We start from the raw sequence: 19,753 nt of genomic DNA on the forward strand, positions 1-19,753 counted from the left end.
AGCGCGGCCGAGCAGGTCTTCCCCAAAGCCCTGCGCCAGAGGTGCACCGTTCACAAACTGCGCAACGTCCTCGCAAAGACCGGCAAAGACGACCAGGAAGCCGTCCACGCCGGGTTCCGGGCCTGCTTCGACACCAGCGACGAGCAACTGAAGAACACCGCGCCGGGCCGACAACTCGCCGAGGCGGTGCAACGGCGCATCGACACGTTCATCGACCAGTGGGCCGGCGCCTACCCCGCCGCGATGCGCGCCATGGCCGACGACCGGGCCACCCTCACCGTCTACCTGCGCTTCCCCGCCGAACACCACAAGCGCATCCGGCACTCCAACTTCATCGAGCAGACCTTCGGCGAGACCCGCCGCCGCGTGAAGGCCATCGGCCGCTTCCCCGGCGAGACCTCCTGCGTCAGCCTCATCTGGGCCGTCCTGGACCGCGCCACACGCGGCTGGCACGGCCTCACCATGACACCCAAGGCCCTGCGCACCCTGCAAGACCTCCGCCGAGCCCTCCTCGAACCCCCAACCACCCTCCACAAGACGCCCGCTGAGACCGCCGCCGCACTCGAGCAAGCCGCGTAACATCAACGCTCACGGAACTACCGCGTCGAGCCCTTTCCCACCGCTCCGCGGACGCGACCTCGCCTCCCGAGGGCCTCCCCTGGAGGAGGCGGCCTTCTACGGTCGAAGCCCTGTCTCCCGTCGCCGAAAGCAAGACGACGGGAGACGACGAGAGGCAGGGCACTGTCCGGCCTGATCAGGCGGCGTGGCCGCCGTCGACGGAGAACTCGGATCCGGTGATGTAGGCGGCCCCGTCTCCGGCGAGGTAGGTGACCATGGCTGCGACCTCCTCAGGCCGGCCGAATCGGCCGAGGGCCGTCATCGCGGCCTGGGGGGCCGCGTAGGGTCCGTCGGCCGGGTTCATGTCGGTGTCGACCGGCCCCGGGTGGACGATGTTGGCGGTGATGCCCCGTTCGCCGAGCTCCCGGGCGAGGGCCTTGGTGAGCCCGGTCAGCGCCGACTTGCTCATCGCGTAGAGCGTTCCGCCGGGGCCCGGTACCCGCTGGGTCATGCAGGTGCCGATGGTGATGATCCGGCCCCCCTGGCTCATGTGGCCCGCTGCGGCCTGCGAGGCGAGGAAGGCACCCCGTACGTTGACCGCGAGCACGCGGTCGACGTCGGCCGGCGTCAGCCCGGCGAGCGGGCCCAGCACGCCCACGCCCGCGTTGTTGACCAGCACGTCGAGCCGGCCGAGCGTCTGCACCGCCCAGTCCACGGCGGCCACCGCATCACCGACGTCGCCCGCGTCCGCCCTGAGGGCGATGCCTCGGCGGCCGACCGCCTCGATCCTGCGGGTCACTTCCTTGGCCGCCGCCTCGTTGGCCGTGTAGGTGATGGCCACATCGGCTCCCGCCTCGGCCATGGCCAGCGCGATCGCCGCGCCGATCCCCCGGCTGCCACCTGTCACCAGAACCGCCTTGCCGTTCATGAACCCTCCTCGTCGTTGGTTGCTGGTTCATAAAACGGGACGGTGATCGCCGGCGCTGGCGGGAATCCGCCCTGGCGTTCGGCCTGTGAAGGTGCATGGCTGTGTCACCGATGGGTGCGGCAGGCTTACGATTCGCGGGGCGAAGGGGCCATGACGTGACGGTGGCCGTGCGGCCCGTGGTCGCAGAACGGGCCGAGTGCGGGGGCGGCCGACGAAGGGCTCGCCGGGCACGCTGCGTCAGTCGTCCGGACCGTCCTCGAGCGCCTCGGCCACCACGGAGCGGAGGTGTCGCAGCGACGGGGGCAGCCGGGTCAGCAGCCAGTGTTCCAGGGACCGGTCCGGGTCGGTCCGGGACATGGTCCCCTCGGTCACCCGGCCGGCGAAGACATGGATCATGCGGTCGGCGTCCGTGACCGTGAAGCCGCGGTAGCCCAGCCCCGGGGACGGGGGCCGGGCCGCCGGTCCTGCGGGCGGGAGGCCGGCCGTCAGCGCGCGGAATTCCTCGGCGGCACCGGGATCGAGGCGCCAATGGGGATTGGGGCGACCACTGAACAGATCCAGCTCCACCAGCATGAATTCCTCTTCACGTTCTCTTCGCGCCCCTCGGTCTCACCTGATGACGACCGAGCGTCCGGCATAGAAGTACCCGCAGAAATCACGGTAGCCGCCGCGGTTGCACGTTTCCGGGTTTGAGATCTGGTGACCGCTGTCGTCGTAGTTCCGGGCCGGCGTCGTGCCGGGTTTGTGGCCCCAGAAATTGCCGTTGTGGAACCGGTACCAGTGATAGTCCTTGCCCGGCCAGACGACAAGTGCCATGAGCCAGCGGGGCTTTTCGCCGTCCGGCAGGCACTGGCCGCGCCGGACGAGACGGTCGGCCAGGGTGGCCTGGGTGACGTTCGGACAGGCCATGATCCCGGTCTGGGCTCCGTGTGCCCGGCCGGGCTGGGCGAAGGTGTCGGTGCGGACGTTGCGCGCGTAGTTGTAGCAGTTGTTCTTGGGCTGGACCGCCGGGGTGTTCCAGAACCCGGGGTTGTACGCGCCGAGTTCGATGTAGCAGGTGACGGTCGGCTCGGCTTCCTGAGCGGTGGTGCGCGCGGGATGCACGGCAAGCTCCGGGGACCGTGTCCACGTCGGCGGGGCGGCCGCGAAGGCGTCGATCTCGTGGAGCACCAGGTCACGCAGCTCGTCGTCGAGCGGCGTCTGTTCGTGCTCGGCCAGTCCGGTGTCCGTGTGGCGGGTCATGCCCTCCACGACCCGGCGGGCCAGCTCGGCCGAGCGGCCGAGGTCACGGGCACCCAGGGTGCCCAGGGAGAAGCTGCGGGGCAGGGACTCGGGCCAGGGCTCGTCATCGCTGACGGCGGAGACCACGACCTCGCGATATCCCAGGCCGTCGTAGCCCGCCCCGGGTATCCCCACCGCTTCTTCCGCCGCGTCGGCCACATCCGATAACAGACTTCTCACCGTGCTCTCATCGGTGATGATCCAGGATGGGTCGGGGCGGCCGGAGAAAATACTGACGTCAATGCGCAGCATGCCGGCTCTCCTCAACTGTTGGGAAACTCGTGCCCCTTGGTGGTATCGCGCCCGGTGAGGCGGGTCAATCATTTCCGCAGAATTGAAATCGCGCCGGGCGCGCGAAACACGTCAGCTGCTGCCCTGCGAGCGGCGGGCGTAGCCGCGGGCCGCGCGGGCCCGGTCGCCACACCGGCTGCGGTCACCCGTGCCGACCGCCTTGGGCGGTGACGCCGCACCCGGCGGGCACGGCCTCCGCGCCGCTGTGCAGAGCTCGTTCCTCCGCGTCGGCCAGCCAGAAGAAGACCGGCGGCAGGCCGAGCTCGATCACTGCCAGTGGGATCTGGAACCACTGCGGCCAACCGTGCACGGCGAGCGAGAGCAGCCGGCCCGCGCCACCCAGCAGAAGGACGCCGGCCAGCCACCACACCGCCCGAGCCGGGATGGGCCGCTGCCGGGCGGCCCAGAGCCAGGCCAGCCCGTAGCCGACGAAGATGGCCCCCATGAACCGGCCCCAGCTGTCGACCGTCGCGCCGGCAGAACCTGCGCCGGGGATCGCCGCGTTGCCGAGTATCACGTGACCCATACCGATCAGTACACAGGCCCAGCCCATCAGTTGTGCGAGTGCCCGCAGAACCCTTGCCATGATCCCTCCCAACGTCTCGCGAGAGAGCCTTAGTTGACATTCATCTACTAGACTGAGTGCGCCAGTAGACACATGTCAAGTAATCTGCGTTTGTGCCTCCCCGCCAGCGACTCAGCCCCGCCGACCGCCGCGCCCAACTCCTCTCCGTCGGAGCACAGCTCTTCGCCGCGCGCCCGTACGACGACGTGCTGATGGAGGAAGTCGCCAGCGAGGCCGGCATCTCCCGAGCCCTGCTCTACCGCCACTTCCCCAGCAAGCACGCCCTCTTCGCGGCCGTCCACCAACAGGCGGCGGACCGACTGCTCGCCGAAACCCGGCTCGACCCCGCCGACTCCCTGGTGGAGCAGCTCATCCAGGGCATGGACGTCCACCTCGACCACTTTGTGGCCAACCGCAACACCGTCCTCGCCACAAACCGGGCTCTCGCGGGCGACCCGGTGATCCAGTCGATCACGACAAACGAGCTGGACACACTCCGCACACGGCTGCTGGCCGCACTCCCGCTCGCGGACGACAGCGCCCGTGAGACCGCGTCCGCCGCCCTGAAGAGCTGGCTGGTCTTCGTCCAGGTCCTCTGCCTGGACTGGCTCACTCATGAGACCTGCACCCGCACCCAGCTCCGCGACATCTGCATCGGCGCGCTTCTCGGCGCCCTCCGGCCATTGCTCGCCAACGACCCCATCCCACCCACGGCAGGCCGGCCCGGCGGCTCGGTCGACGGGTGAGGATGAGATCCTTCTCCTCATGAGCACGCCACCAAACGGATTGCCTGTCTACCGAGTCCTGACCGGTCCGGACAACGCCGCGTTCTGCCAACGGGTGAGCGAGGCGATTGGCCTTGGCTACGAACTGCACGGCGGCCCCGCCGTCACCTTCAACGGCGAGAACGTCATCGTCGCCCAGGCGCTGGTCTGGCCGGCACTGCCGTAGCGACCTCGGGAGCAGCGGTGTTCGTTCACCAACTGGTGGACCGATCACGGCGCTTGAGCCACCGCGAAGGAATCAAGTCCCGGAGAGATCGCGCCACATCTGGGCCAACGACGCATCACCGGTAACCCTCACCGCCTCCACCGGAAGCCGGTTCCACAGCACGAGATACAAGTCGGCCGCCAACCCCTCGTACTCGCAGTCGACCGCACCCCGCACCTCGGCGGTGCGTTCCGTCCGGGGCGGGCCGTCCGAGAGGTGCACCGTCCAGGCGGTCCCCGGCACATCCGTGGGCCGGATCCGCAGCACGCGCGGGGATTCGGTGCGGACCGGCGAATTGCCGCGGCCATGAAAGCCACGGAGCAACTCGTCGATCCCGTCGGCCGCGAAGGCGGGCCGCACCGGCGAGAGGGGACCGCCGAGTGCGGATTCCGCGTCCACCCGGTGCACCGCGGTCTCATGGGCCTGTCGTCGCGCCCAGAAGGCCGGCGGTGAGGTCGCGGGCAGGAACGTCCAGCAGGAGAGGTCGGGCGGGGCCGCGCTCAATGTCCCGACCAGGCGGCCGTGCCCCTCGCGCAGCCAGGGCACGAGCGCCTGGTCGTCCAACTCCGGTGCGCCGGGCAGCCGTACCGGCCGCTGTCCGCCCTCGGCCACGAATGCCGTGGCCCAGCGGTGGACCCTCCCCAGATGGATGACGAGGTCTCGTACCAGCCATCCCGGGCACCCGGGAACGGGGGCGTCGGCGTCGGCCCGCTCCGCGGCGTCCGCGAACAACCGCCCCTCGTCCCGCAGTGTTTCGATGAACTCGGCAGTCTCCATGCCGTGAGTGTGCCAGCGCGGCAGGGCCAGTTGTTCGCGGGTGCGGCGCACCGCGGTGAGGAGGCCCTGGGCGGGGCGGGTGAATTCCGGGAACCGTAGAGTGCTACCCGGTAGCACGCTGTGGCACATCCGACTACCCTGGATGCATGGCAGCTCAACCCGAAATCACCCAACGCGATCTGCGTACCAGGTCCAAAGAGATCATGGACGCCGTTCAGGACGGGCAGTCCTTCACCGTCACCCGGGACGGTCATCACATCGGTGAGCTGATCCCGCTGCGCCGCCGCCGACGCTTTGTGCCACGGGGCGAGTTCGCGGCCATGTCCCGTACCGCTCCGGACATCTCTCCGGATGCCTTCCGTGCGGACCAGGATGTCGCCGTCGACCAGGTGCCGGATGACCCCTATGCCCGCTGAACACGAGCAGGGGCTCCTCGGCACCGACATCATGATCCTGCGCAGGTGGATCGCCCCCGAAGAGCTCCCGGCCGAGATGGCCATCAGCGCCATCACCCTGGCAGAGCTCTCCGCAGGTCCGCACCAGGTGCGCAGCAATGCCGAGCAAGACGACTACGACGAACGCATCGAGCGCGCCCGGCGCATGGACGTGCTGCAGCGCGCCGAGAACGAGTTCGACCCCATCCCCTTCACCGCCGATGCAGCCCGCATCTACGGCAGAGTCTGCGCTGCCGTGATCAGCAGCGGCCGGAAACCCCGGCGCCGGGTGGCCGACCTGATGATTGCAGCGATTGCCATCGCCGAGCGTCTCCCCCTGTTCACCACCGACCCCGACGACTTCAAGGGGCTGGATGATCTCCTCACCATCGTGCCGGTCACCCGCCCGACGGTGCTCCACGACCGGTAGGTCATCCGCTGCGAACCAGCGCCATACGCCTGCACGCCCCTACTCCCGGGAGGCCCTAAAACCCCAGCCGCCGCAGCTGCTTGGGGTCCCGCTGCCAGTCCTTGGCGACCTTGACGTGCAGGTCCAGGTAGACCGGCGTGCCCAGCAGTGCCTCGATGTGCTTGCGGGACTTCACGCCGACCTCCTTCAGCCGGGCGCCCTTGGGGCCGATGATGATGCCCTTCTGGCTCGGGCGCTCGATGTAGACGTTGGCGTGGATGTCGAGCAGCGGCTTGTCCTTGGGGCGGTCCTCGCGCGGGATCATCTCCTCGACGACGACGGCGATGGAGTGCGGGAGTTCGTCCCGTACGCCCTCGAGCGCGGCCTCGCGGATCAGCTCGGCGACCATGACCTGCTCGGGCTCGTCGGTGAGGTCGCCCTCGGGGTAGAGCGGGGGGCTCTCGGGGAGGAGGGGGACCAGGAGGTCGGCGAGGAGCGAGACCTGCTGGCCGGCGGTGGCCGAGACCGGGACGATCTCGGCCCACTCGATGCCCAGCTCCTCGCCCAGCCGCTGGATGGCGAGCAACTGCTCGGCCAGGGCCTTGGAGTCCACCAGGTCCGTCTTGGTGACGATGGCGATCTTGGGGGTCTTCTTGATCCCGGCGAGCTCGCTCGCGATAAAGCGGTCGCCGGGGCCGATCTTCTGGTCGGCGGGCAGGCAGAAGCCGATGACATCGACCTCGGCCCAGGTGGTGCGGACCACATCGTTGAGCCGCTCGCCGAGCAGGGTGCGCGGCTTGTGCAGGCCGGGGGTGTCGACCAGGACGAGCTGGGCGTCGGGGCGGTGCACGATGCCGCGAACGGTGTGCCGGGTGGTCTGCGGGCGGTTGGAGGTGATCGCGACCTTCGTCCCCACCAGTGCGTTGGTCAGGGTCGACTTGCCCGCGTTGGGGCGGCCGACGAAGCACGCGAAGCCCGCGCGGTGGGGCGCCTGGGAGGGGGAGGAGGCTCTTTCCATACCCATCATTCTCCCCGATCCCCCGCGAGCCCCCGACCACGGCTCTCCCGGGCGGTCAGGCCTTGCGTCTGCGGCGCAGGGCGATCACACCCGCCGCCACCGCGCCGAGAGAGAGCGCCACCGCTGCCGTCAACGGGAGCCAGGATGTGCCCTTGCTCTTGTTCCAGCCGATGATCACTTCGGCCCACAGCATGGCGGCCGCGGGTACGAGCAGCCAGTTGCCGACGGTTCCGGTGCGGGCGGCGGCGCGCTCCATGCCCCGTATCTGCAGAACATCGCGCACCGCCTGCGAGCCGAGCATCAGCAGGAGGGCGGAGGTGCTCCAGTCGAAGCCCTTGCCGCTTCTCCAGTCCACGACCAGGCTCACCGCCATCAGAGCCGTGACACCCGCGAATACCCAGGTAAAGCCGGTCTCGACGCCTTTCGCCGGCGACGTCGCGGTCATCGGTCACTCTCTGCGCCGAGCGTGGCGCGCAGCGTGCCGTCCGGGGCAGCGAGCAGCACCGGGGTGTCCGGCCCGCCCAGGTCCCGTACCGCCGCGCGGTCCGCGTCCGGGACGGCGGACGCCTCCGACACCACCGCGGCCGCCTCCAGCGACTTCGCGCCGCTGGCCACGGCCATCGCGACGGCCGTCCGGAGCGCGCTGAGGCGCAGCGAGTCGAGGGCGACCGTTCCGGCGACGTACGTACGGCCCGTCTCGTCCCGCACGGCCGCGCCCTCGGGGACGGCGTTACGGGCGCGGGTGGCGCGGGCGAGGGTGATGAGCTTGCGGTCCTCGGGGTCCAGGGCGGTGTTGTCGGTCATGCCGGGGAGCATATGCGGCCGCCGGCCGCGGTTGGATCGGCTCAGGCGGAGACGATGACCACACGCTTGGGCCGGTCAGCCACGTCGCAGAGGACCGTGAGGTCTTCGACATCGCTGGTCACCACCATCACCGGCCCCGGCTGGGCCATCGCCGTGGCGGCGACCACGGCATCGACGGCGTACTTGTGACCGTGCAGCCCCGCTGCCAGGAGAAGCCGCGATGCTTCCCGGCCGATGCGCTCGGTCGCGTCCTTGATGTCGATGCCGGAAAGCACCCAGTTCAGACGAGCCTTGTCGACTCGGTCATGAATCGCTTCAACGATGGTGAGCGAGCTGGTCGCCACGTTCATCCCATGGCGGCGGGCGGTGTGCACCCGCTCCACGACCCGGCGGTCGTCAGCGATCAGTCGGGACAGCCCATCGCAGTCGAGGAAGAGGCAGCCACCGCCTACGCCGCCGGACTTGCGTGCCACTCGTCACCCTCCCCGTGGAACAGCGCGTCGAACTCGGCCGCCACCTGGCGCACGACCTCATCCGGCACCGGACCATTGCGCTCGACATGATCCGCGTAGATCTCGTCGATGATCAGGCCGCGCAGCTCACGTTCCGCGGCGGAGGCGAGGAATGCCGAGAACTCGCCCTTGCCCACCCGCTCACGGATCGCGACTGCCGTTCCCTCGGGCAGTGACAGGCTCACGCGCACAGCGGGACCCTCACCAATCGGGTGCGATGCCGACTCGTCCATGCCTTCCACGTTATCAACGGGTTGGGAAACCCGGGTAGCGTTCACTCACCCGGGTGAGGCAACCTCACCCCGCCACCCGGTACATCCCGCTCCGCCGGCTCTCCGGCGTGCTCAGCCACTCCAGCTTGGCCGCCGTGCCCGAATCCGGCACCGGGTTGTCCATCACGATCACCAGGTCCGGGCGGGCCGGGACGCGCAGGTGGGTGACCTCCAGGTACAGCGTGCCGACCAGCGGGTGCTCGTACTCCTTGACCAACTGACCCTGGGGCATCACGTCGTTGCACGCCCACAGCCGGGCGAACTCCTCGCTCGCCCGGGACAGTTCGGCGACGATCTCGGCGAATCCCTCGTCGCCCGGGTGTTCCGACCAGGCGGCTCGGTACTGGGCGACGACATCGCGGGCGTTGTCCTCCCAGTTCGCCGAGCGCGAGCGGTAGACGGGGTCGGTGAAGAAGTCGACCAGACAGTTCTGCCGGGTCTCCGGGCTGAAACCGAAGATCAGTTGGGCCGCCTCGTTAAAGGCGACGGTGTTCCAGTAGGGGTCCATGATGTGCGCCGGGTTGGGCATCCAGCCGTCGATCAGCCGGTGCAGGCCCTCGCACAGATAGTCCGGGTCGGCGTGGTCGCGCTCGACCGGCGGCGGGTTCAAGCCGGCCAAGACGTAGAGATGGCGGCGCTCCGTCCCGTCCAGCCTGAGGACCCGGGCCACCGAGTCCAGCACCTGCGGGGAGACGGTGATCTCGCGCCCCTGCTCCAGCCACTGGTACCAGCTGACGCCGACCCCGGCGAGCACGGCGACCTCCTCACGGCGCAGCCCGGGGGTGCGTCGGCGGGCGCCGCCGTCCGGCAGGCCCGCTTCGGCCGGGGAGACCCGAGCGCGGCGGCTCATCAGGAACGCGCGCAGTTCCGGGCGGCGGCGCTCCTCGGTGCCGGATCCGGGCGTCCGGGACTGCGATGTGGTGATCAATGGTTCCCCCTGCCTGCCTGTTGGTACCGCCAACACCATAAGCACTGTCTCCCCACGAGTATTCCGGGAGCCGCAAGGTGTTGACCATGTCCCTCGACACCTACGAAGCCGTCGATGACTCCCTATCGCCGACGGCGGAATCCCACATGACCGCCCGCGCGAAGCTGATCCTGCTGGTGCTGTGCGCCGCGCAGTTCATCGTCGCGCTCGACTTCTCCATCCTCAATGTCGCCCTGCCCGTCCTCGGCGACTCCCTCGGCATGGGCCAGGCCGACCTCCAATGGGCGGTCACCGCCTTCGCCCTGCCGTCCGGCGGCTTCCTGCTGCTCTTCGGACGGATAGCCGACCGCTACGGGCGGCGGAAGCTGTTCCTCACCGGGCTCGCCCTGTTCACCACCGCGTCGGTGCTCGCCACGCTCGCCTGGGACCCCACGTCCTTCCTGGCCGGACGCGCGCTGCAGGGGCTGGGCGCGGCCGTCATCGTGCCGACCGGGATGTCCCTGCTGACCACTACGTTCGCCGAAGGGCCGCAGCGCCAACGGGCGTTGGGCATCAGCGGCACTCTGCTGTCCCTCGGCTTCACCATCGGCATGGTGCTGGGCGGCGTGATGACGGACGCGCTCGGCTGGCGCTCCACGATGGGCCTGCTCGCGGTGGCGGGGGTGGGCGTACTGGCGGTGGCGCCCGGGCTGCTGACCGAGTCCCGGCATCCGCAGCGGCCCCGGGTCGACGTTCCCGGCGCGGTCACCGTCACCGGCGGACTGCTGGCACTGATCTACGCCCTGTCCACCGCCGCCCAGCGCGGCTTCGGCGGTGCGGACGTCATCGTCACGCTGATCGCGGGAGCGGTACTGCTCGCCGCCTTTGTGGTCATCGAGTCGCGGACCGCCCAGCCGCTGGTGTCGCTGCCGATGCTCCGGCGCCGGAACGTCGCCTGGGGAAACCTGGGCGGACTGGTCACCTTCGCGATGATGAGCACGGTCGTCTTCCTCCTCACCCTGTACCTGCAAGAGGTGCTGGAGCTCTCGGCCTTCCGCACCGGCCTGGTCTTCGGCGTCCAGGGTGTGCTCGCGGCGCTCGCCGGTGTCACGGCACCCAAGGTCATCGCCCGGTTCGGGGCGCGCAACACGCTGGTGGCCGGTCTGCTGGTGCAAGCGGCCTTCACCGCCGCGCTGTTGGGCCTGGGCACGGGGTCGGGCGCCTGGCTGGCGCTGGCCGCGGTGTCGCTCGCGTGCGTCGGCCATCTCTGGGCGATCGTCGCCTACGGCGTCACCGCGACGTCGGGGCTGTCGGACGACGAGCAGGGTCTGGCCACGGGTCTGGTGACCAGCTCCCAGCAGATCGGCATCACCATCGGCATCCCGCTGCTGAGCGCGCTGTCCTCGGCCCGGATCTCCTCGCTCCGGGACGGCGGTTCCGGCTTTGCGGACGCGACGCTGGGCGGCATCAAGCTCGGGCTGGGCGTGGACGCGGCGATCGTGGCGGCCGTCGGTGTGCTGGTGGCGGTCGGGCTGCGGCGGCGCATGCGCTGACGACTTCGCCCGCGATCGAGCGGGGCTGACGCGGAGCGTGACGCGGCGAGGGCCGCACGGGTTCTTCGAGTGTGACCAAGAAGCGGGCCCGTGCGGTCTTGTCCCGTCCAGCTTTCTTCGGCCTTGATCGTGCACATCTCGGCGTTTTGAGGTTCAGTCGGACAAGTCGAGGGAGAGCCGGATTGAGCGGGAGACGTGTTCCATCTGCTCCTCCGGCACGGTACCCAGGCAGGTACCGGAGGTGATCTGTGCGGCGGTGAACGTGTGGAGCTGTGTTCCGATCACCACGGCATCCAGAGGCTTGGTGACGGGGGCGGACAGCAGTGTGTCGGGGGCGGTGCCGGATGTGTCGAGGACTGCGACTACGACGGTGCGCGGGTAGGCAGCCATCGCGGCGTCAGCTTCGAGCACGACGAACGCGTGACGGCGCCCTCTCAGCGTGGTGATCTCCCACACCTGCCGGCGGCGGATGGGGGGATTCGCGGTCAACGGATACCCCCGAGGGTGTCGTCAAGCTGGTCGAGGGCGAACTGGTGGAGGTCTTCCGACTGCTGCCGGCCGGGGCCGTCCTGCCAGGCGGCCAGGCGATCGGCAGCGTCGCGTACGGCCTGGGCCTTGAGGGCGCGGGCAGTGTAGGCGGAGACGTTCCCGGCCGCCTCGGTACGGATCGCCGCGAGGACGTCGCTCGGCAGGGTCACGGTAATGCGCTCACGTGTTGACATATTGCCGAGCATACTACTTCGCATATCGATCGTGACGGCCGTCGGCGTGCTGGTGGCGGTCGGGCTGCGGGGTCGGAAGGGGTAGTAGGGATGCCCCGGCCCCGGACACCTACCGCTTCCCGGAGTCCCAACTCCCCAAGCGGCTGCGGGCATTGCCGAAAGGGCAGGGGCAGAGCCCCTACCTCACCGGCTCCACCAGCACCGTCACGATCCGGTTCCGGCGGCCCGCCGCCGCCTCGGCGGTCAGCCTGAGGCCCGTCACGGACGGGTCGGTGCCCCGCTCGGTCAGCGGAACCTGCGCCACCGCACCGGCGATCGGAACCCGGCCCAGCGACTTGGCGAGCAGTCCGCCCACCGTCTCCACGTCCTCGTCGTCCAGCTCCAGCCCGTACAGCTCCCCGAGGTCGCCGATGTCGAGCCGGGCCGTGACCCGGTAGCGGCCTTCGCCCAGTTCCTCCACGGGCGGGAGTTCGCGGTCGTACTCGTCGGTGATCTCGCCGACGATCTCCTCCAGGATGTCCTCGATGGTGACGATCCCGGCCGTGCCCCCGTACTCGTCGATGACGACCGCACAGTGGTTGCGTTGCTGCTGCATCTCGCGCAGCAGATCGCCCGCATTCTTGGTGTCGGGCACAAAGACCGCGGGCCGCATGGCCGTCGAGACCAGCTCGGACTCGGCGTCCCGGCTGATGTGCGTCTTACGGGCGAGGTCCTTGAGGTAGACAATGCCGACGATGTCGTCCTCGTTCTCGCCGGTCACCGGGATCCGGGAGAAGCCCGAGCGCAGCGCCAGAGTGAGCGCCTGCCGGATGGTTTTGCCGCGCTCGATGACGACCAAGTCGGTGCGGGGCACCATCACTTCGCGGACCAGAGTGTCGCCCAACTCGAAGACGGAGTGCACCATGCGGCGCTCCTCGTCCTCGATCAGGGACTCCTTCTCCGCCAGGTCGACCATCGCCCGCAGCTCCGCCTCGGAGGCGAACGGGCCCATCCGGAAGCCCTTGCCGGGGGTGAGGGCATTGCCGATGAGGATCAGCAGCTGGGGCACCGGGCCCATGATCCGGGCGAGCGGCAGCAGGACGTACGCCGCCGCCGTGGCAGTGCCCACCGGATGCTGGCGGCCGATGGTCCGCGGGGAGACGCCGACGGCCACATAGGAGACGAGGACCATCACCGCGACGGCGACCAGCAGCGCCTGCCAGGTCTCCTCGAATTCCTGCAGACAGACATAGGCGACCATGACCCCGGCCGCCATCTCACAGGCGATGCGCACCAGCAGCACCACATTGAGATAGCGGGTCGGGTCGGCGGCGACGGCCATCAGCTTGCCGCTGCCCCGCCGCCCGAGCCGCAGCGCCTCCTCCGCGGCGAAGCGCGTGGTGCGGGAGAGCCCGGCCTCGGCGCAGGCGGCGAGCCAGGCGACGACGAGCAGCAGGACCGCGGCGGTGATCAGTTGGCCGGTCACGTGATCGTGGGGGCCGGGGAGGCCCCTTCGATACCGCGATCGGCGCGCCAGCCGTCGATGATCGCGGCCTGGAGGCCGAACATCTCGGCCTTCTCGTCGGGTTCCTCGTGGTCGTAGCCGAGGAGGTGCAGGACCCCGTGCACGGTGAGGAGCTGGAGCTCCTCGTCCATCGAGTGCTGGGTCGGCGCGTCCTCGCCCTGCTTCTTCGCGACCTCCGGGCACAGCACGATGTCGCCGAGCAGGCCCTGCGGCGGCTCGTCGTCGTCCTTGGCCGGCGGACGCAGTTCGTCCATCGGGAAGGACATCACATCGGTGGGCCCGGGCAGATCCATCCACTGGACGTGGAGCTGCTCCATGGCCTCGGCGTCAACGACGATCACCGAGAGTTCGGAGAGCGGGTGGATGCGCATCCGGGCCAGGGCGTAGCGGGCGACATCGAGGATCGCCTGCTCGTCGACCTCCGTGCCGGATTCGTTGTTGACGTCGATCGCCATGGTGCTGATCAGTTACTTTCCATTGCGGCTGTCGTACTGCTCGTATGCGTCCACGATACGGCCGACCAGCTTGTGCCGGACCACATCGTTGCTGGTGAGACGAGAGAAGTGAACGTCCTCCACGCCCTCCAGGATTTCCTGGACCTGGCGGAGCCCGCTCTTGGTGCCGCCCGGCAGGTCGATCTGGGTGATGTCACCCGTGATCACGATCTTGGAGTCAAAGCCGAGCCGGGTGAGGAACATCTTCATCTGCTCGGGGCTGGTGTTCTGGGCCTCGTCGAGGATGATGAAGGCGTCATTGAGGGTGCGACCTCGCATATATGCCAGCGGCGCCACCTCGATCGTCCCCGCCGCCATCAGCCGCGGGATCGAGTCGGGGTCGAGCATGTCGTGCAGGGCGTCGTAGAGCGGCCGCAGATAGGGGTCGATCTTCTCGTAGAGGGTGCCGGGCAGGAAGCCCAGGCGCTCGCCCGCCTCGACGGCAGGCCGGGTCAGGATGATCCGGTTGACCTGCTTGGACTGCAGCGCCTGCACCGCCTTGGCCATGGCCAGATAGGTCTTGCCGGTGCCGGCCGGGCCGATGCCGAAGACCACGGTGTGCTTGTCGATGGCGTCCACATAGCGCTTCTGGTTGAGCGTCTTGGGACGGATGGTACGACCGCGACTGGAGAGGATGTTCTGGGTGAGCACCTCGGCCGGTGTCTCACTCTGGCCGTCCTCATTGCGCAACATGGCGATCGAGCGTTCCACCGCATCCTCCGTCATCGGCGCACCGGTCCGGAGCACCAGCATCATCTCGTCGAACAGGCGCTGCACGAGGGCGACTTCATGCCGCTCCCCCGTGGCGCTGACCTCATTGCCCCGGACATGGATGTCTGTGTGCGGGAACGCCTTCTCGATCACGCGCAGGAGCTTGTCGCCGGACCCCAGGACGGTGACCATGGGGTGCTTCGCCGGAACCGTGAAGCGGGCCTGTGCCTGCGCGCGTGTGGGTGTCTGAGTCATGGGCCGGCTCTCTGGCCTGCTCATCCCTCTTTCTGTGTCCGAGATCCTTGGAGTTCCAAGGGTACGACGGTGTACCGACGAGACCGAGGGGTTTTACCGGGGCCCCGGGGAACGCACGGCGCTCAGCGGCCGCGGAAGCCCAGCGTGGGCACCGCCCGGCGCAGTGGCCAGGGGCGGACGGCCGCCGGGAGGATGCCATCCAGGAAGGCATAGCGGCGCAGGGCGTCCCGGGACTGGTCGTCATAGGAACGCAGGTGCTGCCACCAGGCGGCGATCTCCACCCAGCCCGGCGCGGAGAGCGAACCGCCGAATTCCTGCACGGACAGGGCCGAGGTCAGGCAGGCGAAGGCGAGCCGGTCGGCAAGCGGCCAGTCGGCGAGGGTGCCGGTGACAAAACCGGCGACGAAGACGTCCCCGGCACCAGTGGGGTCGAGCGCCTCCACCGCGATGGCCGGAACCTCGGCCGTCTCGCCGGTGCGCCCGTCGGCGGCGTAGGCGCCGCGCTCGCCCAGGGTGACGACGGCGAGCGGCACCTTCTCCGCCAGCGCCCGGGCGGCGGCGCGCGGGCATTCGGTGCGGGTGTAGCGCATGGCCTCCTCGGCGTTGGGCAGGAAGGCCTCGCAGTGCTCCAGGTCGGCGAGGTCCGCCGGGTCCCAGCGGCCGCTGTCGTCCCAGCCCACGTCGGCGAAGACCCGGCTGCCGCGGCGGGCCGCGTTGGCGATCCACTCCTCCCGCTTGCCGGGCTCCAGCAGGGCGACCGCGGCGCGGGCCGGCACCGGGCACTCGGGGGCGGGCGTCTCGGGCGGCGGCGCCTCGTGCCCGTGGGACACCATGGTCCGCTCGCCCTCGTAGGCCATGGAGACGGTGACCGGAGAGTGCCAGCCGGCCACCGTGCGCGACTTGCCGAGGTCGATTCCCTCGCCCCGGGAGAGGGCCTCCCAGCAGTACTCGCCGTACATGTCGTCGCCGAAGGCGGCGGCCAGCGAGGTGCGCAGGCCCAGCCGGGCGAGCGCGGTGGCCATGTTGGCGATGCCGCCTGGGCTGGAGCCCATGCCACGCGCCCAGGACTCGGTGCCGCGCACCGGGGCCGAGGCCAGGCCGGTGAAGATGATGTCCAGGAAGACGGTGCCCGTGAGGTAGACATCGGTCGGCGGATCGTCCCCGGAACGGACCTCGGCGAGGGGATCGAGGACCGGTGCCGCCCCCTCGAAAGCGGGCTGCGGTGTGGCACAGGACGAAGACGACGAAAGCGCCGGGGAATCCGACATGCGTACTCGCTGCTCCTCTCACAGGGTGCGGATCCGGACAGTGTGCCCGATGCTGCGGTACGTTCCGGCCATGAGGCTGACAATTCTCGGCGGTGGCGGTTTCCGGGTGCCCTTGGTACACCGGGCTCTATTGGACGACGCGCGGCGCGATGCGCCGGGCCGCGTCACTGAACTGGTGCTGTACGACACGGACTCGGCTCGCGCGGGCGTGATCGCCTCGGTGCTGGCCGCACAGGCGGAGGGGGTGCCGGGCGCCCCGTTGGTCCGGTTCGCCGATGGCCTGAACGAGGCGTTGCGCGACACGGACTTCGTCTTCTCGGCGATCCGGGTGGGCGGCACGGCTGGACGGGTGCGCGATGAGCGTCTCGCCCTCGACGAAGGCGTGTTGGGGCAGGAGACGGTCGGCGCGGGCGGGGTGCTGTACGGGCTGCGGACCGTCCCGGTGGCACTGGACATCGCCCGGCGGGTGGCCGAGGTCGCCCCGGATGCCTGGGTCATCAACTTCACCAATCCGGCGGGGATGGTGACGGAGGCGATGTCGTCCGTGCTGGGCGACCGGGTGATCGGGATCTGTGACTCGCCAGTGGGCCTGGTGCGGCGCGCGGCGCGGGCCGCGGGGGCGGACCCGGAACTGGTCGAGTACGACTATGTGGGGCTCAACCACCTCGGCTGGCTGCGGTCGTTGCGGCTGGGCGACCATGAGCTGCTGCCGGGCCTGCTGGCGGACGACCCGGCGCTGTCCTCCATCGAGGAGGGCAAACTGTTCGGCGGCACCTGGCTGCGGGCGCTGGGCGCGCTGCCCAATGAATACCTGCACTACTACTACTTCCGCCGGGAGACCCTGCGCTCGGTGCGGGAAGCGGCGCAGACCCGGGGCGAGTTCCTCGATCACCAGCAGGGCGGTTTCTTCGCCGAGGCGGCGGCCGAGCCGGAGCGGGCGTATGAGCTGTGGCAGCGGGCCCGGCGCCGACGCGAGGAGACCTATGGTGCGGAGGCCCGGGCGGCGAGCGGCGGCTGGCAGCGCGACTCATGCGACCTGGAGGGCGGCGGCTACGACAAGGTGGCGCTGGCCCTGATGCGGGCGGTGGCCCAGGACGAGCGGGCCCGGCTGATCCTCAATGTCCGCAATGGCGGCATCGTGCCGGAGCTGGACCACGAGGCAGTCATCGAAACGGTCTGCGAGGTGAGCGCCAAGGGCGCCCAGCCACTGCCGTGCGCCCCGGTGCGAGAGGACCAACTGGGGCTGATGCTCCAGCTCAAGGCGGTCGAACGGGGAGTGATCGAGGCGGCCGTGCACGGTGACCGGAACGCCGCGCTGCGCGCGCTGGGACTGCACCCGCTGGTGGACTCCCCGGCCGTGGCGGAGCACATCCTCGAGCGCGCGAGAGCGTAAGCGGAGGCATAGGCGGAGTCGCAACAAGAGCGACATCGACCGGTGCGGCGCAAAGCCCCTGGCTTCGCGCCGCACCGGCCTATCCGCCGTGCGAACCCGATGTACTACCCGCCATAAGCCGTTTGGGCACCGGAACCCTCATCAGGTCCCGGGCGACAGTGAGTTCGCCCCCGAACCTCGCCGCCCGGGCCTGCCGCTCGAAGACCGCCGGATCGTCATAGCGCTGCGAGAAGTGGGTGAGCACCAGGTGCCGCACGCCCGCCTCCGCGGCCACCCGGGCCGCCTGACCCACCGTCAAGTGCCCGTACTCCACGGCGAGACCCTCGTCCTCGTCGGTGAAGGTCGACTCGATCACCAACAGGTCGCACCCTTCGGCCAGCTCGTATACGCCTTCACACAGCCGGGTGTCCATCACAAACGCGAAGCGCTGCCCGCGCCGCAGCTCGCTCACCTCGTCGAGGGTGACCGCCCCCAGCGCCCCCTCCCGCTGCAGCCGCCCCACATCCGGCCCGCCGATCCCCCGCGCGGCCAGCCGCTCGGGCAGCATCCGCCGCCCGTCATGCTCGACCAGGCGGTAGCCATAGGACTCGACGGGGTGCGAGAGCCTGCGCGCCTCCAGGGCGTATCCGGCGGTCTTCGCCAGCACCCGGCCCGCGCCGGAGACCGGCTCCTCGGCCAGCCGCACCGTCTCGCGGTAGGCGGTGGCATACCGCAGCCGGTCGAAGAAGCGCTGCCCGCTCGCCGGGTAGTGCGCGGTGACGGGATGCGGCACCCGGTCCAGGTTGACGCGCTGGATCACCCCGGCCAGGCCCAGCGAGTGGTCGCCATGGAAGTGGGTCACGCAGATCCGGTTCAGGTCGTGCGCGCTCACCCCGGCGCGCAGCATCTGCCGTTGAGTGCCCTCGCCAGGGTCGAAGAGCAGGCCCTCGCCGTCCCAGCGCAGGACATAGCCGTTGTGGTTGCGATGCCGGGTGGGCACCTGGCTGGCGGTGCCGAGGACGACGAGTTCTCGCGGGCCTGACGGCCTTACCGCGTTGGCGGACAAGGAACGGTCCCGGGCCCTATCCCGGCGGCCAGTTGAAGCCGCGCCCGCCCAGTACGTGCAGATGGGCGTGGAAGACGGTCTGGCCCGCACCGGTGCCGGTGTTGAAGACGACGCGGTAGCCCTTCTCGTCCACCTTGTCCCCGGCCGCGACCTCGCCCGCCTCCCGCATTATGTCGGCGATGACCTGCGGCTCCGCGGCGGCCAGCGAGGCGGCGTCCGGGTAGTGCACCTTGGGGATCACCAGGACGTGCGTCGGCGCCTGGGGGTTGATGTCGCGGAACGCGACGGTCGTCCCGGTCTCGCGGACGACGGTCGCGGGCACCTCTCCTGCGACGATCTTGCAAAACAGGCAGTCGGCCTGCGGTTCTCCCGCCACCGCTGAGCTCCTCACGGGTCGTCGACTCACTGGTGGACCGGATGTTACCGGGCCGTCAGCGCTTTGGCCTTCTCAGCAGAAGTTGATAACTCAATGTCCCATGATGCACGGCTATTTCGAAAACACCGGATTTCACGATTCCACAGCGGCCCCGGTCGGCCTCCAGCCACGGCAAATGACCACGCCCCTGCCCACCACCGCAGCACCGGCCCCGGCCGCCCGGCCTGTCACCCGGCCCGGCTGCCCACCCGCCGGCCCGACCTCCTGGTGCGCGCACCACCGCCGACCACGATCCGGTCCCGCCGCAGACCTCCGGCCGCGACCTTCACTACGGCCACTACGGCACGACGGACGTCAGCATGCCGACGGTCTTCCCCGATGCAGTCGCCAAGACCACGGCGGGGCGGTGCGGTTGACTGAAGTCGCACGGCTACGGTCCCCTGGCGGTGAACGGCCGGGAGGACCTACTGCGGCTCGACCCGCGCGGACCGGGGCGGGCCTGCGACTGATTGCGCATCACATGACCCATAGCCCATAGCCCATAACCCATAGCCCATGACCCGATGAACAGCTGCCCCTACGAACCGCGTTCACCGAGGGAGCCGCCTTGTCCATCCGCAGAGTAGCCAGCGCGGGTCAGGGCTGGGTGTGGAGTGTTTCTGCACCGCTTCGCGGTTTGGGGGGGG

General features: G+C 69.7%; 26 protein-coding genes. 7 read left to right on the plus strand and 19 right to left on the minus strand.

Going from position 1 to position 19,753, the window contains the following annotated elements:
- Positions 1–579: transposase (locus ABCR83_RS29725; RefSeq protein WP_462698329.1), on the plus strand; the 579-nt coding region annotated here is incomplete at its 5' end.
- 175 nt (positions 580–754) lie between these two features.
- Here the strand turns inward: ABCR83_RS29725 and ABCR83_RS29730 are convergent.
- From ABCR83_RS29730 to ABCR83_RS29745, 4 genes are all read right to left on the minus strand, one after another.
- Positions 755–1,486: an SDR family oxidoreductase gene (locus ABCR83_RS29730; protein WP_462698330.1), complete on the minus strand. Its 732-nt coding sequence runs from the start codon at positions 1,484–1,486 to the stop codon at positions 755–757.
- Between the two features lie 237 nt (positions 1,487–1,723).
- The gene (locus ABCR83_RS29735) at positions 1,724–2,059 is read right to left on the minus strand and encodes a hypothetical protein (protein WP_462698331.1); all 336 of its coding nucleotides are present in this window, start codon (positions 2,057–2,059) and stop codon (positions 1,724–1,726) included.
- 36 nt (positions 2,060–2,095) lie between these two features.
- Positions 2,096–3,019, minus strand: coding sequence for a hypothetical protein (locus ABCR83_RS29740; RefSeq protein WP_462698332.1), 924 nt, complete (start codon positions 3,017–3,019; stop codon positions 2,096–2,098).
- A 181-nt stretch (positions 3,020–3,200) separates the two neighbouring features.
- Positions 3,201–3,644 carry a DUF4345 domain-containing protein gene (locus ABCR83_RS29745; RefSeq protein WP_462698333.1) on the minus strand — a complete coding sequence of 148 codons (444 nt, stop codon included), beginning with the start codon at positions 3,642–3,644 and terminating at the stop codon, positions 3,201–3,203.
- Positions 3,645–3,736: 92 nt separating this feature from the next.
- On the opposite strand from ABCR83_RS29745, the gene ABCR83_RS29750 reads away from it, so the two are divergent.
- Together ABCR83_RS29750 and ABCR83_RS29755 are read left to right on the plus strand one after the other, a co-directional pair.
- Positions 3,737–4,369 carry a TetR/AcrR family transcriptional regulator gene (locus ABCR83_RS29750; RefSeq protein WP_462698334.1) on the plus strand — a complete coding sequence of 211 codons (633 nt, stop codon included), beginning with the start codon at positions 3,737–3,739 and terminating at the stop codon, positions 4,367–4,369.
- 19 nt (positions 4,370–4,388) lie between these two features.
- Positions 4,389–4,574 (plus strand): DUF1737 domain-containing protein, encoded by a 186-nt coding sequence (locus tag ABCR83_RS29755; RefSeq protein WP_462698335.1) that lies wholly within the window; start codon positions 4,389–4,391, stop codon positions 4,572–4,574.
- 72 nt (positions 4,575–4,646) lie between these two features.
- On the opposite strand, the gene ABCR83_RS29760 is transcribed toward ABCR83_RS29755, so the two are convergent.
- Positions 4,647–5,390, minus strand: coding sequence for a maleylpyruvate isomerase family mycothiol-dependent enzyme (locus ABCR83_RS29760; protein WP_462698336.1), 744 nt, complete (start codon positions 5,388–5,390; stop codon positions 4,647–4,649).
- Positions 5,391–5,536: 146 nt separating this feature from the next.
- On the opposite strand from ABCR83_RS29760, the gene ABCR83_RS29765 reads away from it, so the two are divergent.
- Complete coding sequence (locus tag ABCR83_RS29765) at positions 5,537–5,806, plus strand: type II toxin-antitoxin system Phd/YefM family antitoxin (RefSeq protein WP_462698337.1); 270 nt, start codon at positions 5,537–5,539, stop codon at positions 5,804–5,806.
- Positions 5,796–6,254: a PIN domain-containing protein gene (locus ABCR83_RS29770; protein ID WP_462698338.1), complete on the plus strand. Its 459-nt coding sequence runs from the start codon at positions 5,796–5,798 to the stop codon at positions 6,252–6,254. The genes ABCR83_RS29765 and ABCR83_RS29770 overlap by 11 nt, the downstream gene beginning before the upstream one ends.
- 55 nt (positions 6,255–6,309) lie before the next feature.
- Here ABCR83_RS29770 and era read toward each other — a convergent pair whose 3' ends face one another.
- The 6 genes from era to ABCR83_RS29800 all read right to left on the minus strand — a co-directional run bounded on the left by era (position 6,310) and on the right by ABCR83_RS29800 (position 9,689).
- On the minus strand, positions 6,310–7,251 hold the full coding sequence (gene era, locus ABCR83_RS29775; RefSeq protein ID WP_462698339.1) for a GTPase Era: 942 nt from the start codon (positions 7,249–7,251) through the stop codon (positions 6,310–6,312).
- A gap of 55 nt (positions 7,252–7,306) precedes the next feature.
- A complete protein-coding gene (locus ABCR83_RS29780) occupies positions 7,307–7,696 on the minus strand; it encodes a hypothetical protein (RefSeq protein WP_462698340.1) in 390 nt (129 codons plus the stop codon).
- Entirely contained in the window at positions 7,693–8,055 is a 363-nt protein-coding gene (locus ABCR83_RS29785; protein WP_462698341.1) for a cytidine deaminase, read from the minus strand. The genes ABCR83_RS29780 and ABCR83_RS29785 overlap by 4 nt, the downstream gene beginning before the upstream one ends.
- A gap of 41 nt (positions 8,056–8,096) precedes the next feature.
- The gene (locus ABCR83_RS29790) at positions 8,097–8,528 is read right to left on the minus strand and encodes a DNA-binding protein (RefSeq protein ID WP_462698342.1); all 432 of its coding nucleotides are present in this window, start codon (positions 8,526–8,528) and stop codon (positions 8,097–8,099) included.
- On the minus strand, positions 8,504–8,800 hold the full coding sequence (locus ABCR83_RS29795) for a hypothetical protein (protein ID WP_462698343.1): 297 nt from the start codon (positions 8,798–8,800) through the stop codon (positions 8,504–8,506). Before ABCR83_RS29795 ends, ABCR83_RS29790 begins: the two co-directional genes overlap by 25 nt.
- Positions 8,801–8,864: 64 nt before the next feature.
- Positions 8,865–9,689, minus strand: a complete 825-nt coding sequence (locus ABCR83_RS29800) for a helix-turn-helix transcriptional regulator (RefSeq protein ID WP_462698353.1) — start codon at positions 9,687–9,689, stop codon at positions 8,865–8,867.
- Positions 9,690–9,913: 224 nt separating this feature from the next.
- Between ABCR83_RS29800 and ABCR83_RS29805 the strand changes: the two genes are divergently transcribed.
- Positions 9,914–11,299: an MFS transporter gene (locus tag ABCR83_RS29805; RefSeq protein WP_462698355.1), complete on the plus strand. Its 1,386-nt coding sequence runs from the start codon at positions 9,914–9,916 to the stop codon at positions 11,297–11,299.
- 153 nt (positions 11,300–11,452) lie between these two features.
- On the opposite strand, the gene ABCR83_RS29810 is transcribed toward ABCR83_RS29805, so the two are convergent.
- From ABCR83_RS29810 to ABCR83_RS29835, 6 genes are all read right to left on the minus strand, one after another.
- Positions 11,453–11,788, minus strand: a complete 336-nt coding sequence (locus ABCR83_RS29810) for a type II toxin-antitoxin system PemK/MazF family toxin (RefSeq protein ID WP_462698344.1) — start codon at positions 11,786–11,788, stop codon at positions 11,453–11,455.
- Positions 11,785–12,021 (minus strand): hypothetical protein, encoded by a 237-nt coding sequence (locus tag ABCR83_RS29815; RefSeq protein WP_462698345.1) that lies wholly within the window; start codon positions 12,019–12,021, stop codon positions 11,785–11,787. Before ABCR83_RS29815 ends, ABCR83_RS29810 begins: the two co-directional genes overlap by 4 nt.
- 178 nt (positions 12,022–12,199) lie before the next feature.
- Positions 12,200–13,486, minus strand: a complete 1,287-nt coding sequence (locus ABCR83_RS29820) for a hemolysin family protein (RefSeq protein WP_462698346.1) — start codon at positions 13,484–13,486, stop codon at positions 12,200–12,202.
- The gene (ybeY, locus tag ABCR83_RS29825; protein WP_462698347.1) at positions 13,483–13,980 is read right to left on the minus strand and encodes an rRNA maturation RNase YbeY; all 498 of its coding nucleotides are present in this window, start codon (positions 13,978–13,980) and stop codon (positions 13,483–13,485) included. The genes ABCR83_RS29820 and ybeY overlap by 4 nt, the downstream gene beginning before the upstream one ends.
- A gap of 12 nt (positions 13,981–13,992) precedes the next feature.
- Positions 13,993–14,985: a PhoH family protein gene (locus ABCR83_RS29830; protein WP_462698348.1), complete on the minus strand. Its 993-nt coding sequence runs from the start codon at positions 14,983–14,985 to the stop codon at positions 13,993–13,995.
- A 122-nt stretch (positions 14,986–15,107) separates the two neighbouring features.
- Complete coding sequence (locus ABCR83_RS29835) at positions 15,108–16,253, minus strand: carbohydrate kinase family protein (RefSeq protein ID WP_462698349.1); 1,146 nt, start codon at positions 16,251–16,253, stop codon at positions 15,108–15,110.
- Positions 16,254–16,323: 70 nt separating this feature from the next.
- Here ABCR83_RS29835 and ABCR83_RS29840 point away from each other — a divergent pair, with 70 nt between their 5' ends.
- Positions 16,324–17,646 (plus strand): family 4 glycosyl hydrolase, encoded by a 1,323-nt coding sequence (locus ABCR83_RS29840; RefSeq protein WP_462698350.1) that lies wholly within the window; start codon positions 16,324–16,326, stop codon positions 17,644–17,646.
- Between the two features lie 79 nt (positions 17,647–17,725).
- On the opposite strand, the gene ABCR83_RS29845 is transcribed toward ABCR83_RS29840, so the two are convergent.
- On the minus strand, positions 17,726–18,691 hold the full coding sequence (locus ABCR83_RS29845) for a ribonuclease Z (RefSeq protein ID WP_462698351.1): 966 nt from the start codon (positions 18,689–18,691) through the stop codon (positions 17,726–17,728).
- Positions 18,692–18,707: 16 nt separating this feature from the next.
- Complete coding sequence (locus ABCR83_RS29850; protein WP_462698352.1) at positions 18,708–19,067, minus strand: histidine triad nucleotide-binding protein; 360 nt, start codon at positions 19,065–19,067, stop codon at positions 18,708–18,710.
- Between the last annotated feature and the right edge of the window lie 686 nt (positions 19,068–19,753).

This window comes from Streptomyces xingningensis, from assembly GCF_054957865.1.

What these genes read in the sequence shown, in the direction of transcription:
- ABCR83_RS29805 (WP_462698355.1), top strand. Translation starts at nt 9,914, where the DNA reads ATGACCGCCCGCGCGAAGCTGATCCTGCTGGTGCTGTGCGCCGCGCAG.
- ABCR83_RS29760 (WP_462698336.1), bottom strand. Translation starts at nt 5,390, where the DNA reads ATGGAGACTGCCGAGTTCATCGAAACACTGCGGGACGAGGGGCGGTTG.
- ABCR83_RS29745 (WP_462698333.1), bottom strand. Translation starts at nt 3,644, where the DNA reads ATGGCAAGGGTTCTGCGGGCACTCGCACAACTGATGGGCTGGGCCTGT.
- era (WP_462698339.1), bottom strand. Translation starts at nt 7,251, where the DNA reads ATGGAAAGAGCCTCCTCCCCCTCCCAGGCGCCCCACCGCGCGGGCTTC.
- ABCR83_RS29800 (WP_462698353.1), bottom strand. Translation starts at nt 9,689, where the DNA reads ATGAGCCGCCGCGCTCGGGTCTCCCCGGCCGAAGCGGGCCTGCCGGAC.
- ABCR83_RS29785 (WP_462698341.1), bottom strand. Translation starts at nt 8,055, where the DNA reads ATGACCGACAACACCGCCCTGGACCCCGAGGACCGCAAGCTCATCACC.
- ABCR83_RS29830 (WP_462698348.1), bottom strand. Translation starts at nt 14,985, where the DNA reads ATGACTCAGACACCCACACGCGCGCAGGCACAGGCCCGCTTCACGGTT.
- ABCR83_RS29765 (WP_462698337.1), top strand. Translation starts at nt 5,537, where the DNA reads ATGGCAGCTCAACCCGAAATCACCCAACGCGATCTGCGTACCAGGTCC.
- ABCR83_RS29740 (WP_462698332.1), bottom strand. Translation starts at nt 3,019, where the DNA reads ATGCTGCGCATTGACGTCAGTATTTTCTCCGGCCGCCCCGACCCATCC.
- ABCR83_RS29840 (WP_462698350.1), top strand. Translation starts at nt 16,324, where the DNA reads ATGAGGCTGACAATTCTCGGCGGTGGCGGTTTCCGGGTGCCCTTGGTA.
- ABCR83_RS29815 (WP_462698345.1), bottom strand. Translation starts at nt 12,021, where the DNA reads ATGTCAACACGTGAGCGCATTACCGTGACCCTGCCGAGCGACGTCCTC.
- ABCR83_RS29735 (WP_462698331.1), bottom strand. Translation starts at nt 2,059, where the DNA reads ATGCTGGTGGAGCTGGATCTGTTCAGTGGTCGCCCCAATCCCCATTGG.
- ABCR83_RS29730 (WP_462698330.1), bottom strand. Translation starts at nt 1,486, where the DNA reads ATGAACGGCAAGGCGGTTCTGGTGACAGGTGGCAGCCGGGGGATCGGC.
- ABCR83_RS29835 (WP_462698349.1), bottom strand. Translation starts at nt 16,253, where the DNA reads ATGTCGGATTCCCCGGCGCTTTCGTCGTCTTCGTCCTGTGCCACACCG.
- ABCR83_RS29780 (WP_462698340.1), bottom strand. Translation starts at nt 7,696, where the DNA reads ATGACCGCGACGTCGCCGGCGAAAGGCGTCGAGACCGGCTTTACCTGG.
- ABCR83_RS29770 (WP_462698338.1), top strand. Translation starts at nt 5,796, where the DNA reads ATGCCCGCTGAACACGAGCAGGGGCTCCTCGGCACCGACATCATGATC.
- ybeY (WP_462698347.1), bottom strand. Translation starts at nt 13,980, where the DNA reads ATGGCGATCGACGTCAACAACGAATCCGGCACGGAGGTCGACGAGCAG.
- ABCR83_RS29755 (WP_462698335.1), top strand. Translation starts at nt 4,389, where the DNA reads ATGAGCACGCCACCAAACGGATTGCCTGTCTACCGAGTCCTGACCGGT.
- ABCR83_RS29795 (WP_462698343.1), bottom strand. Translation starts at nt 8,800, where the DNA reads ATGGACGAGTCGGCATCGCACCCGATTGGTGAGGGTCCCGCTGTGCGC.